The organism is Bacillus sp. SIMBA_154, assembly GCF_046536015.1.
Taxonomy (GTDB): Bacteria; Bacillota; Bacilli; order Bacillales; family Bacillaceae; genus Bacillus; species Bacillus pumilus_P.
This window is the reverse complement of the sequence record NZ_JAWJBV010000678.1, coordinates 1-234: the sequence shown is the minus strand read 5'-3', so window position 1 is coordinate 234 and position 234 is coordinate 1. Positions and strand designations below refer to the sequence as shown.

General features: G+C 51.3%; 1 protein-coding gene. It reads right to left on the bottom strand.

Annotated features, from left to right (window positions below):
- Positions 1-234: ShlB/FhaC/HecB family hemolysin secretion/activation protein (locus tag R0K30_RS23570; protein ID WP_410613460.1), on the bottom strand; the 234-nt coding region annotated here is incomplete at both ends.

Here is a 234-nt window from a genome sequence, read left to right as displayed (position 1 = left end):
TCAGGCCTTCAGACGCCAGAATGACTTTGGGGGAATACAGAAAGTCGGCCTGGGCGCGATATAACAGCGGCTGTCCGGCCAATTCAAAATCGGTATTGAAGCCAATATTCAGTCGATACTTGGTAAACTGGTAGTCGTCTTCGGCTGCGACCACTTGTCGCTTAGCACCAAACCACGGCACGCTCTTAACAATGCCCGCGCTTAAATTCAGTGTCCCCTGAGGCAAAAAGTGTC